Origin of the sequence: Sphingobium abikonense NBRC 16140, assembly GCF_001598335.1 — a bacterium.
Classification (GTDB): Bacteria; Pseudomonadota; Alphaproteobacteria; order Sphingomonadales; family Sphingomonadaceae; genus Sphingobium; species Sphingobium abikonense.
Window position 1 is genome coordinate 1 of sequence record NZ_BCYT01000004.1, and the last position, 11,255, is coordinate 11,255.

The 11,255-nt window shown below is 63.3% G+C and carries 12 protein-coding genes; 7 read left to right on the forward strand and 5 right to left on the reverse strand.

Annotated elements, in window-relative coordinates; all coding sequences use genetic code 11:
• Positions 1 to 1,262 (reverse strand): murein transglycosylase A (mltA, locus tag SAB01S_RS05570; protein ID WP_062732128.1); only part of this gene is annotated, 1,262 nt, incomplete at its 3' end.
• A 19-nt stretch (positions 1,263 to 1,281) separates the two neighbouring features.
• Positions 1,282 to 1,935 (reverse strand): Tim44/TimA family putative adaptor protein, encoded by a 654-nt coding sequence (locus tag SAB01S_RS05575; protein ID WP_062732129.1) that lies wholly within the window; start codon positions 1,933 to 1,935, stop codon positions 1,282 to 1,284.
• A gap of 181 nt (positions 1,936 to 2,116) precedes the next feature.
• On the opposite strand from SAB01S_RS05575, the gene secB reads away from it, so the two are divergent.
• The 3 genes from secB to trpS all read left to right on the forward strand — a co-directional run bounded on the left by secB (position 2,117) and on the right by trpS (position 5,342).
• Entirely contained in the window at positions 2,117 to 2,623 is a 507-nt protein-coding gene (secB, locus tag SAB01S_RS05580; protein ID WP_021227074.1) for a protein-export chaperone SecB, read from the forward strand.
• A gap of 120 nt (positions 2,624 to 2,743) precedes the next feature.
• A complete protein-coding gene (murJ, locus tag SAB01S_RS05585; protein WP_062732130.1) occupies positions 2,744 to 4,318 on the forward strand; it encodes a murein biosynthesis integral membrane protein MurJ in 1,575 nt (524 codons plus the stop codon).
• Positions 4,319 to 4,337: 19 nt separating this feature from the next.
• Positions 4,338 to 5,342 (forward strand): tryptophan--tRNA ligase, encoded by a 1,005-nt coding sequence (gene trpS, locus SAB01S_RS05590; protein WP_062732131.1) that lies wholly within the window; start codon positions 4,338 to 4,340, stop codon positions 5,340 to 5,342.
• Between the two features lie 28 nt (positions 5,343 to 5,370).
• Here trpS and SAB01S_RS05595 read toward each other — a convergent pair whose 3' ends face one another.
• On the reverse strand, positions 5,371 to 5,973 hold the full coding sequence (locus tag SAB01S_RS05595) for an energy transducer TonB (RefSeq protein WP_062732132.1): 603 nt from the start codon (positions 5,971 to 5,973) through the stop codon (positions 5,371 to 5,373).
• A gap of 197 nt (positions 5,974 to 6,170) precedes the next feature.
• Between SAB01S_RS05595 and SAB01S_RS05600 the strand changes: the two genes are divergently transcribed.
• Positions 6,171 to 6,812, forward strand: a complete 642-nt coding sequence (locus tag SAB01S_RS05600; protein ID WP_062732133.1) for a DUF4136 domain-containing protein — start codon at positions 6,171 to 6,173, stop codon at positions 6,810 to 6,812.
• A gap of 145 nt (positions 6,813 to 6,957) precedes the next feature.
• On the opposite strand, the gene SAB01S_RS05605 is transcribed toward SAB01S_RS05600, so the two are convergent.
• Complete coding sequence (locus SAB01S_RS05605) at positions 6,958 to 7,086, reverse strand: entericidin A/B family lipoprotein (RefSeq protein WP_009822535.1); 129 nt, start codon at positions 7,084 to 7,086, stop codon at positions 6,958 to 6,960.
• 336 nt (positions 7,087 to 7,422) lie between these two features.
• On the reverse strand, positions 7,423 to 8,370 hold the full coding sequence (locus tag SAB01S_RS05610; protein ID WP_245646416.1) for a cell wall hydrolase: 948 nt from the start codon (positions 8,368 to 8,370) through the stop codon (positions 7,423 to 7,425).
• A 215-nt stretch (positions 8,371 to 8,585) separates the two neighbouring features.
• On the opposite strand from SAB01S_RS05610, the gene SAB01S_RS05615 reads away from it, so the two are divergent.
• From SAB01S_RS05615 to SAB01S_RS05625, 3 genes are all read left to right on the forward strand, one after another.
• The gene (locus tag SAB01S_RS05615; RefSeq protein ID WP_062732135.1) at positions 8,586 to 9,581 is read left to right on the forward strand and encodes a cysteine synthase A; all 996 of its coding nucleotides are present in this window, start codon (positions 8,586 to 8,588) and stop codon (positions 9,579 to 9,581) included.
• Between the two features lie 44 nt (positions 9,582 to 9,625).
• Positions 9,626 to 9,955 (forward strand): hypothetical protein, encoded by a 330-nt coding sequence (locus tag SAB01S_RS05620; RefSeq protein ID WP_052034156.1) that lies wholly within the window; start codon positions 9,626 to 9,628, stop codon positions 9,953 to 9,955.
• A gap of 76 nt (positions 9,956 to 10,031) precedes the next feature.
• A complete protein-coding gene (locus tag SAB01S_RS05625) occupies positions 10,032 to 11,201 on the forward strand; it encodes a Gldg family protein (RefSeq protein ID WP_245646417.1) in 1,170 nt (389 codons plus the stop codon).
• Positions 11,202 to 11,255 lie beyond the last annotated feature (54 nt).

Genomic DNA, 11,255 nt, shown 5'->3' on the forward strand with positions numbered 1-11,255 from the left:
AGGCGGGCCGCCGATCCGATCGGCAGCAGGATGAGGGCGCTGCCCCGCGCCGACATGCCCCCGGCAATCGCCCGCGCCCGCGCGCCCGCACCCCAGAAACTGTCGAAGCGATTCGCCCCCTTGATCGCACCACCTGTGTCCTGGGCGATCCAGATGCCGTTCGGTTCAGCGCGATCGAGCGACAACAGCACCGGCGCGCCCATGGGGATATATTTGGGATCGGCGGCGACGGTAGCTTCCGGCGTCACCGGCACGCCCATCGCGCCCAGCGGCCCTGGGCCGGTGATCTCACGAAAAAAGACGAAACTCTTATTCTCATTCATGATTGCGGCGCCCTTTTCCGGGTTGGCGCGCAAATATCCCATAATGTCCTGCATCGACCCGGCCTGGATCAGTCCGCGATCCTTCATCAGCTTGCCGATGCCGGTATAGTCGCGGCCATTCTGCCCATCATAGCCGATGCGCATGACGCCGCCGTCAGGCAGCCGCAGGCGGCCGCTTCCCTGAATTTGAAGAAAGAAAAATTCCACCGGATCCGCCGCCCAGGCAAGTTCCAGTCCCCGTCCGGCAAGCGAGCCCGCGACGATCTGGCTGCGCTCGTCATAGGGGATGAATTTGGTGCCCTGCACCTTGCCGCGAATCGAGCGACCTTTCAGGCTGTCGCTGAACAGGCCCAGATCCACGTCGACAAGGTCGGGTGGACGACGATAGATCGGCACGGCATAGCCCGGCTGAGGGCTGCGCGACCCGGCGATTTCAGGCTCATAATAGCCTGTGACGAAGGCTGCGCCGTCCCCGATCTGAACAGCTTCGAAATAGCGGGAGAAAAATTCGCTCGCTGATGAATCGGGCCAGCTCGAAGCGGCCGAGCAGGCGGTGTTCCAGTCCGATCCGCGCGTCAGGCCGCTCTGGTCGGTGCGCCGCGTCAAGCTGGGGCAGGACAGGCGAAACGCAATGAGCGCCTGCCGCGAGCGCGCGCCAGACGGCAGTAAGTCGGCGATGGCCGGACCGCGCGTCACGCCCAGGCCCGCCGCCGTGGTCGTGTCGATCCCCGGCGGCGTCGGCGCGTCGACGGACAAAGTGGGGCGGGGCGTAGCCGGGGTGGGGCGCGCGGCGACTTCAGCCGCGGGCGAAGGATTTGTTGTCGTGGGCGCGGGACGGCCAGGCGCCGGGCCACCTGCGGATGGCGGAATGACGCTGCCGGCACAGGCAGACAGCAGCAATGCCGCCGCCACGACGCCCCCCTTGCGATGCCCGCTCATGCGCCGGTCAGGCCCGCAATCACGCTTCGTCGGTTTCGCTGAGTTTCCAGTTGGGATCGGCGCTGCGAATATCGCGCGTGAAGGTCCAGATATCCTTCGTATCGATCGCATCCGTCATCGATCCGGCAATCACATTGCCGTCACGGTCGCGAGTGACAGCCGCAATATCCGCTTCGAAACGCATCGCGATCTCAGCGACGCGATCGCGGACGGTCGCCTCGACAATCTGTGCCTTCTCGATGCGGACCAGGCGGTTGTCGAGCACATGCCCTTCGGCCTCGCGCGCCGCGATCGCTTCTTCGAACGACGCCAGCACATCAGCGTCGCACAGCCAAGCCAGTTCTTCACGATCGCCGCGCCAGAACGCTTCCAGCACCATCTTGTAGGCGCTCTTGGCGCCCTCGACGAACTGGGGAAAGTCGAAATTGCGATCAGCGGAAATCAACGTCCGAACGCCGGTTTCCGCACCGGGTGCAATCAGCCCTTCGGCAAGGCGGACCGTATCGCTACCCCCCTGGCTCATGGGGCCGGGCTGCAACACCGTGACCTTCGCGCGATCCTCGGCAGGACGCAGCGCGGGCTCCTGCTCGTGACCCGTGCGCTTGCCGAGCACGGAATAGAGCCGAAGCGCCAGGAAGCCGGCGATCATGGCGAGGATGACGATCACATACACGGAAGCAAATACCCTTTGTTCGGGATGATGTTCCCGACAACATAGGCATGTTTCCCCCCAACTTCAAATAGACTGTGGCCGGCGCGGCATTGCCCTTGTTCCGCGCCCCTGCTAAGCGCGCGGGCACTGATATTCCGGGGGCCCGCGGCCGCCGGCCAACTGGGAAAGTCAAGGTAGGGATATGGCCGACGAAGCCGACATCAACAGCACCATCAACGTCCAGCCCAATGGCGCGGACACCGGGCCGCAGATCGCGCTCATCAGCCAATATGTGAAGGACCTGTCCTTCGAAAACCCTAATGCGCCGGCGGTCTATCAATGGCCCGACCAGCCGCAGATCGACGTCCAGTTCAACATCGGCGCCGACAAGGTGGGCGAGGAAGTGCTGGAAGTGTCGCTCAAGATCGAGGTGAAGGCAATCGCCCCGCAGGGCACGGCTTTCGCCGTCGAACTGCTCTATGCCGCCATTTTCGGCATGCGCAACGTGCCAGAAGACCAGATCCAGCCCTTCATGCTGGCCGAAGCGCCGCGCCTCATCTTCCCCTTCGCGCGCCGCGTACTGGCCGACGCGATCCGCGACGGTGGTTTCCCGCCTTTGCTGCTGGACCCGATCGATTTCGGCTCGCTCTATATGCAGCAGGCGCAGCAGATGCAGACGACCGCGGGCGAACCGGCCGGTCACGCCTGACCATCGGGCGATGAGCCTCGCTCCCGTTCGGGCTGAACTCTTTGCAGTCCTGCCCCTGTCTGTCGCGGACAGGGATGGGCCGGCGACAGGGGCGCGTCCGGCGGGGCGGGGTTATATGATATGAAACTTGTCCGCGCTCTGGGATCGGTCGGTGGGCTGACGCTCGCCAGCCGGGTGCTGGCGCTGGTACGCGATACGCTGGCGGCGCGCTATGTCGGCGCGGGTTTCGCGTCCGACGCCTTCAACGGCGTCGCCTTCCGCCTGCCCAACATGTTTCGCGCGCTCTTTGCCGAAGGGGCGTTTTCCGCAGCCTTCATTCCCCTCTTCAACAAGAAGGCGGCGGGGGAGGGCGGGCTTCCCGCCGGCTATGATTTTGCCGAGCGCGCGCTGGCCGTGCTGCTGCCGGTGCTCATTCTCTTCACCCTGATCCTGCTGGCGGCGGCCTGGCCGATCACATGGGCGCTGTCAGGCGGTTTTGCGCGGCAGAACCCGACGGCGGGTCAGTTCGCCTATGCCGTCACCCTGTCGCGGATCACCATTCCCTATCTGGCGCTGATCTCGCTCGCGTCACTGTTGGGCGGCATCCTCAATTCGCTCGACAAATTCTGGGTCAATGCAGCCGCGCCGATCCTGCTCAATGTCGCGATGATCGTCGGCCTGTGGTTTTTCCATGGCGCCGACGAATATGAAACTGCCCGCGTCCAGGCCATCTCCGTGACGATCGGCGGCGCGTTGCAACTGCTGTGGCTGATCCTGGCCTGCCGCCGGGCCGGCGTCACGATCCGGCTCAGGCGGCCGCGCTTCGACAGCGACGTGCGCGAATTATTGCGCCGGGTCATCCCCGCTGCTGCGGGCGCGGGCGCGTCGCAGATCAATCTGCTCATTTCCACCGCTCTGTCGGGCTGGCTGCTCGCCTCCGGGTCGATCACCTATATCTATTATGCCGACCGGCTGAACCAGCTGCCTTTGGGCCTGATCGGCATCGGCCTGGGCACCATTCTGCTGCCCACCATTTCGCGCATGCTTTCGAAAGGGCAGGACGCGCAGGCGATGGAAACACAGAATCGCGGTATCGAACTGGCGCTGTTCCTGACGCTCCCGGCCACTGTCGCCTTCCTGGTCGTGGCGGAGCCGATCGTGCGCGGCCTGTTCCAATATGGCCGCTTCACCGCCGAGGATGCGATGCGGTGCGGATGGGCGCTGTCGGCCTTCTCGATCGGCCTGCCCAGCTATGTGCTGGTGAAGGTGCTGACGCCCGGCTATTATGCGCGCGGCGACACGAAGACGCCAGTCCGCTACGCGATGCTGTCGATCCTCATTAATATTATCGGCAATCTGGCGATGATTCCGACGCTCGGCCACGTCGGCCCGCCGCTGGCCACAGCGCTGTCCTCGACCGTCAATGTCGCGATGCTTTACACCACGCTGGTCAAGCGCGGGCATTTCGCGGCGGACGCGGGCTTGCGGCGTCGTATCCCCCGGCTTGCGCTGGCCGCGCTCATCATGGGGGGCGCTCTGTGGTCGGGGGAGGATTTGCTCGACCCATGGCTGACCGGCGCTATGTTCCAGCGTTACGTCGCGCTGGCGTTGCTGGTTGGCGCAGGCGTGGCGCTTTACGGGCTGGCGTCCTTCGTCACGGGGGCTTATCGGCTGTCCGACATCCAGGCGCTGATGCGCCGCAAACATGCACACTGAAGACAAGAACGGATCAACCATGCGCGTCCTTTCCGGCATCCAGCCCACCGGCAATCTGCACCTTGGCAATTATCTGGGCGCGATCCGCAACTGGGTGTGGATGCAGGATGATATGGACAGTGATAGCCAGTGCTTCTTCTTCCTGGCCGATATGCATTCCATCACCGTCCATGAAGGGCGGGAGGCGCGCATCCGTAATGTTCGCGACATGGCTGCAGCCCTGGTCGCGGCTGGCATCGATCCGGATCGCTCCGTCCTGTTCAACCAGGCGCGCGTGCCGGCACATGCGGAACTGTGCTGGTTGCTGAACGGCACCGCACGGATCGGCTGGCTGAACCGCATGACCCAGTTCAAGGACAAGGTCGGCAAGGATCGCGAGGGTGCCTCGATCGGGCTGTTCGTCTATCCCGTGCTCCAGGCGGCCGATATCCTGCTCTATAACGCGACCCATGTCCCCGTGGGCGAGGACCAGAAGCAGCATCTGGAGCTGGCGCGCGACATCGCGACCAAGTTCAATACCGATTTCGACGTCGACCTGTTCACCATGCCCGCGCCGATCATCCCCAAGGAATCGGCGCGCATCATGTCATTGCGCGATGGCAGCGCGAAAATGTCGAAGTCCGACCCGTCCGACTTGAGCCGGATCAACCTGACCGACGACGACGATGCCATCATGCAGAAGGTGAAGAAGGCAAAGACCGATCCCGAACCGCTTCCTGAAACCGCCGAGGGTCTGGCGGGCCGGCCGGAGGCAAATAATCTGGTCGGCATATTCGCGACGCTGACCGGCAGGACGCCAGATGCTGTCTGCGCCGACTTTGCCGGCAAGGGGTTTGGCGCTTTTAAGCCCGCGCTGGGCGACGTGCTGGTCGAAACGCTGCGCCCCATCCGCGAGCGGTTTCTAGCTCTGCGCACCGACGACGCCGCGCTCGACGCGATTTTGAACAAGGGCGCGGCGCGGGCAGCCGCGGCGGCCGAGCCCACGTTGCGGGCCGCTTATGACGCCATGGGCCTTATGCGCTGAAACGGGACGGAACGCCGGCGGTTCGTCTCTAGTCGTCAGCGTCGATCTTTTCGTATCGCAAGCTCGTGCGCATTTTCTGGCGGATGGGCTTGCCGGCTGCATCCTTCTGGATGGGATAGCGGCGGCCCAAAATCTGCTGCGCGCAATGCCCCTCGACCGGCGCAGGCTTTCCGTTCATCAGTGTCTCGCAGTCCGACACCGATCCGTCCGTTTCGATGTAGAAGGTCGTCACGACATGCATCGGAAGGGGCGGCAGGCTGACGACGCCGTCGGTATCGGGCAGTCGCCAGTTGACGCGTGTCGAATAAACATCGCCGACTAGGCGTCCGCCGGCGTCCTTGGCGGGGTTGAACCGCGCCCGTTCCATGACTTTCGCACAGGCTGTATCGTCCAGAAGGGCCGATCCACTGCTGGATGTTGTTGTGCAATTTGTAGGTATGCCATCGCGATTGATGTCCAGCCGAAAGCTCGTGGACCCCTCGATTTCCTGCCGCATCGCTTCCATTGGATAATCGTCACTGGTCACCCAGGTTCCGGGATTGCCAACGGGCGTTGCCCGCTGTGCTGGTTCGGAGGCGCTGGCTGCCACCGGAATGGCGAGCGGAGCGAAGATGCAGAAGAAACGTACCATCGGTCATCCTTGCCGCAAGCTCCGGATATTTGCCAGTGCGATGACGGGTTTACGCCTCCTTTGTCGTCCAAGGCTATGAGAACATGGTTTGCGCCCATTCGGTCTCTTCAAGCGTTCAAACGATGTTCAGTTGCCTTTTGCTAATGCAGGGCGCAAGAATGAACCCAGGCTTCATGCCTGTCACAGGACGCAGAAAAATGACCCGTATCAAGAAGTTCGGTCTGTTCGCGGCGCCTGCTCTGGCGCTGGTGGCGCTGTCGGGCTGCGCCACGTCGTTCAAGGCCGATGTCGCCCGTTTCCAGCAACTTCCCGCGCCGGCGGGGCAGAGCTTCACGATTGTTGCAGATGATCCTAAACTCGCTGGGGGGCTGGAGTTCGCGCATTATGCGGATCTCGTCGGCCAGCGGCTGGCGCAGACCGGCTATGTGCCAGCCAGTGACCCGGCCAGCGCCGATCTGATCGTTCGGGTTGCCTATGATGTCGACAATGGCCGTGAAAAGGTCCGCTCGACCGGCTTTGGCGACCCCTTTTACGGTGGGTGGGGCTGGCGCGGCCGCTGGGGCCGGCCATGGGGCTATGGCTTTTACGATCCGTGGCTGTTCGGGCCTAGCGGCTATACCGATGTGTCGAGCTATACGGTCTACACCAGCGATCTGAGGATGAAGATCGACCGTGCGGCTGACAATCGCCGTTTGTTCGAGGGAACTGCCAGCGCGCAATCCCTGTCGAACAAAATGACCTATCTGGTGCCCAATCTGATCGACGCGATGTTCACGAACTTCCCGGGCCAGAATGGCGAGAATGTGAAGATCACATTGCCGCCCGAAGGTCGCGGCTGATACACGGCCCCTAGAGCCTAAAAAGCCCGGCGTTCCCTTGCGAGCGCCGGGCTTTTTGCTGTCTACGGGACATGGCATGAAAAAAAGGGCTCGCCGTCTGCCCGGCGAGCCCATGCTAGGGAGGGGTCGTCAAATAGCGGAGGATTTAGTCCGCGGCATCTTCTACGGCCTTGCCCGCGCTCTGCACGTCGCGGCCAGCGCCTTCGACGGTGTTGCACGCGGCAACCATCAACGAACCGGTGAGCAGCAAGGCGGTAATGATTTTCTTCGCCATCGAAAAATCTCCTCAAGAAACGGTTGCCGCCTGATCGTTCAGGGCAGCGACGATGGGAAAAACCCGCATTCCGAAAATCCGTTCCGGGGGCCAAACAATAAAGATTTCAAGCGACAAACCGGCCAAAAAAGTAGAGCCCGGAACGCGTCGGGGGGAGAAACGTTCCGGGCTCATATTTTGTGGATAGCAAGAGCGGGGGGGCAAAAGATTTGCTATCCGAGGTAGAGAACCACTCAAAATGCCATTCGGTTCCAGCGATCCATCACGCCTTGAAAATTTTATTTTTCCGTCATTTCAATTGGGTGGATGGTGGCCCAGTTATTAACCGCAAGAAAATCAGATAAGCGGTCGGCCGCTGTTGCGATATTCGGGCTTGATCGTCGATTGTGGCAGCCGACTGTCCGCTGACGCGTCGCCCGGACTGCCCGGTGCCGGCCATGACGGCGCAGTGGCTTGGGGCAGCGCGCCATTTGGCAAAGGTATCGGCATTGCCTGCGCCTCGACCGGGGCGACCGGCTTCGTCGGCCAACTGGTGCGCGCCGGACCGGAAATCAGTTCGCGGCCGGCATAAGGGGCATTGAACGCCGCCACCGTGCCGTTGAAGCCGGGATTGCGGTAGAAGATATGCGCGCCCACGACGGCGACAGCCTGCAAGGATGCTGACCAGTCCGGGCGAACGGCGAGCGTATGATAATGGGTGGCGAGGCCGACGGGAGCATAGACCGACCCGGCCAGTGCCTCCTGCGCGATTCGCCGCGCGCGCGCCCAGGCGCCTGGCGCGGGTGCCCGCATCATGGAGCCGTCACAGCTGAAGGTGAACTGGCATTTGGCGTCGATGCGCTCGGACCCCTGGTAGACGACGCCACATACGCTGTCGGGCCACAGGGGGCTGCGCACGCGGTTCAAGACGACCTGCGCGACGGCCCGCTGCCCTTCCTCGGGTTCGTTGCCGGCCTCATAATATATGGCGTTGGTGAGGCAATTGGCAGCCCGATAGCCGTCCAGCGCTGTGAGGCCGCGAAAGACGGCGGCCGGCGCCGCCTTGACTGCATCAAGCCCAAGCACATGGCGGCTCTGAACGATTTCCACTCCGGGCACCGGGTCGAACGCGCCTTCCGCGTAGAAAAAGGCGGAGCCGGGGAAATTATCGCCAGGCTGCTCGGCGGGATCGACCTGTGCAGCACTGCCTTCCAGCAAATCAAGCGGCGCGGCCGTAATCAGGCGGGGGGCGACCAGCGCGCATAGCGCCAGCAGGGCCATGCCGCCCTTTGCTCGTCTGCCCATTGCCTGCACGTCATTCGTTCCCAAGCTGCGCGCGTCATGCCGCGAAGACGCGCCCATACGCGAAATCCCGGCGCTTGGCTTCCTTCATTTTGGCGCGTGCCGGAATGAGACGAAGGGCGATCGAGACGTTAACGGCGCGGCGAAAACACTACCTTTGGCCTGCGCATCATTCGCTTGCTTGGCAAAGCCGCGCCGGCTCCGCTATGCGTTGCGCCATGCTGCTTTCTCCCAATAGTCTCGCGCTGATCGGCAACACGCCGCTCGTGCGCCTTGCCGGCCCTTCTGATGAGACGGGCTGCGACATTTTCGCCAAATGCGAATTTGCCAATCCCGGCGCTTCGGTCAAGGACCGGGCGGCGCTTTTCATCGTCAACGATGCTGAGGAAAAGGGGCTGCTGAAACCGGGCGGCACGATCGTCGAAGGGACGGCGGGCAACACCGGCATCGGCCTTGCCCTCGTCGCCAATGCCAAGGGCTATAACACGATCATCGTGATGCCTGAGACGCAAAGCCGCGAGAAGATGGACACGCTGCGCGCCCTGGGCGCGGATCTGGTGACGGTGCCGGCCGCGCCCTATTCGAACCCCGGCCATTTCGTTCACACCTCCCGCCGGATCGCGGAAGAAACCGACAATGCGATATGGGCCAACCAGTTCGACAATATCGCCAATCGCAAGGCGCATATCGTCGGGACAGCTGAGGAAATCTGGGCGCAGATGGAGGGGCGGGTCGACGGCTTCACCTGCGCGGCGGGTACAGGCGGCACGATCGCGGGCGTGGGCCTCGGCCTTAAGGCGCGGGACGAGAATGTCACGATCGCGCTCAGTGACCCGCATGGCGCGGCGCTGTACAATTATTACGCCCATGGCGAATTGAAGGCGGAAGGGTCTTCGGTCGCCGAAGGCATCGGGCAGGGGCGCATCACCGCTAATCTGGACGGCGCGCCGATCGACACCCAATTTCGCATCTCGGACGAAGAAGGGCTGTATTGGGTCCGGCGCTTGCTGAGTGAGGAAGGTCTGTGCCTGGGCCTGTCGTCCGGCATCAACGTGGCCGGCGCCGTCGCGCTGGCCAAGCAACTGGGGCCGGGCAAGCGCGTCGCCACCATATTGTGCGACACCGGATTCCGCTATCTGTCGACCCTCTATAATCGCCAGTGGCTCGAATCGAAGGGCTTGACGGTCTTCCCCTGGCTCGCGCACACTGCATGATCGCCGACACGGGTCGCGGCGATGATGGGACCAAGAGCACGAACATGGCCGATACGCCCCGCCGTCAGGAAGGGTTGCAGCGCGTCCAGATCGGATTGACCGGCTTGGCCGGCGTCGTCCTGCTCGTAGGCCTGGCCAATATCGTCATAGAAAAGGCGCGGGTGGACGACGCGGCGTTAGCGCCGCCGACGGTGCCGACGCTGGAAACCAACGCCGTCGCGCCCAAAGAGCCGCTGGCCGAACTCGGCGTTCAGCCCGCCGCAGAGCAGGCCCCCGTAGTGCCGGATCTTCAGCCCGATCCCAATCTCAAAAAACCGATGGATCAGGACCCGGCGCAGCCGCTTAATTCGGATTCCGACGGTCAGCCCAACTGATCCCATGTCCGGGGGCAGGACGGGTCACGCCATGGCAGCGGCCGCGAAGGCATTTCTTGAGTTATGGCTTCCGGCCATGGCCGTGCTGGTCGCGGGATTATGGCGAGCCTGGCAGACCGGACAGGCCGATCCATGGGATTGGAGCATCGCTGTTGCCGCATTGATGGCGGCAGCCGGCTTTCTGTTGGCGCATCGCGGCATCATCGTACTGCTATGGGCGGCTATCGGAGCCTCTGCGCCGATCCTCATCTTTTGTGCGCTGGCCGCAGGGCGGCTAGAGCTTTGGTCGGCGTTGGGCGTGACGGTCATTGCGCTGCTACTCGTGTTAGCGGCCGCTTGGGTGCGCCATGCGCCTATCAGGCGGGGGCGGGTCGCCGCCCTGGGCATGATCGCCGTCGCGGGACTGATTTTCAGCTTCGGCTCTGCGCAGCCCCTGACGCCGGTCGATGCCAGGCCCAGGCTTGCCGTACTGACGGGGCTGCCCTTGTTCTGGGAAGAGCGGGGAGCGGTCGGGAAAGGGCCGCGCGATGCACCCATCATCACGGTCCTGCGCACCCGCTTCACGATCCTGCCGCTTGACGATCCCCGCGATCTGCCTGGCACGGGCGCGCGCCAGATTTTGATCGCGCAGCCGCGCGCACTTTCGCCCGAACAGCTTGTGGCGCTTGATGGCTGGGTGCGGGACGGGGGCAGGGCGTTGGTCCTTGCCGACCCGCTGTTGCGTTGGTCCTCCGCTCTGCCACTCGGCGATCGCCGCCGGGCACCGACGACGACCCTGCTTGCGCCATTGCTGACCCGCTGGGGCTTTGTTCCTGGCCGGTTGCATCCGCTGGAGGTGCGTAATTTCCTGGCCGACAGTCGGCTGATGACGGTTTCGAGCGCCTGGTTACCGCATGGTCAAGCAGTACCGCCACAGCCAGTGGGCCGCGGGTGGGTGCGGATCATGGGCGATGCTGATATGATCGACGACCGGCTCTGGCTGGCCGACCCGGCGCAGCCCCTCAATCCCCGCTTCTGGTCGGCCGATACACCGGCCGTCATGCTCCACTGGCTCGGCGCCTCCGCTCCTGAGGCCCGTCCCTGGATGCGTGGGCCAGCCGACGTGATGGTTGCGTTGCGATGGGCGATTCTGGTTGGGACAGGCTGGGCAATGCTGGGTGGGGCATTGCTGCGCCAGCATTTTCGGCGTAGAGGTCAGGAACAAAAAGTGAAAATTTGGTCAGGAAAGCGAGCAAAATCAGTCTAACCCATTTTTGACCAGCTTTTCCCATCTCTTCCCGACTTTTCCCTTTTCAGTCGG

Coding starts and splice junctions, on each gene's coding strand:
- secB (WP_021227074.1), top strand. CDS start 2,117: ATGGCCGACGAAGCCGACATCAACAGCACCATCAACGTCCAGCCCAAT.
- murJ (WP_062732130.1), top strand. CDS start 2,744: ATGAAACTTGTCCGCGCTCTGGGATCGGTCGGTGGGCTGACGCTCGCC.
- trpS (WP_062732131.1), top strand. CDS start 4,338: ATGCGCGTCCTTTCCGGCATCCAGCCCACCGGCAATCTGCACCTTGGC.
- SAB01S_RS05595 (WP_062732132.1), bottom strand. CDS start 5,973: ATGGTACGTTTCTTCTGCATCTTCGCTCCGCTCGCCATTCCGGTGGCA.
- SAB01S_RS05600 (WP_062732133.1), top strand. CDS start 6,171: ATGACCCGTATCAAGAAGTTCGGTCTGTTCGCGGCGCCTGCTCTGGCG.
- SAB01S_RS05605 (WP_009822535.1), bottom strand. CDS start 7,086: ATGGCGAAGAAAATCATTACCGCCTTGCTGCTCACCGGTTCGTTGATG.
- SAB01S_RS05610 (WP_245646416.1), bottom strand. CDS start 8,370: ATGGGCAGACGAGCAAAGGGCGGCATGGCCCTGCTGGCGCTATGCGCG.
- SAB01S_RS05615 (WP_062732135.1), top strand. CDS start 8,586: ATGCTGCTTTCTCCCAATAGTCTCGCGCTGATCGGCAACACGCCGCTC.
- SAB01S_RS05620 (WP_052034156.1), top strand. CDS start 9,626: ATGGCCGATACGCCCCGCCGTCAGGAAGGGTTGCAGCGCGTCCAGATC.
- SAB01S_RS05625 (WP_245646417.1), top strand. CDS start 10,032: ATGGCCGTGCTGGTCGCGGGATTATGGCGAGCCTGGCAGACCGGACAG.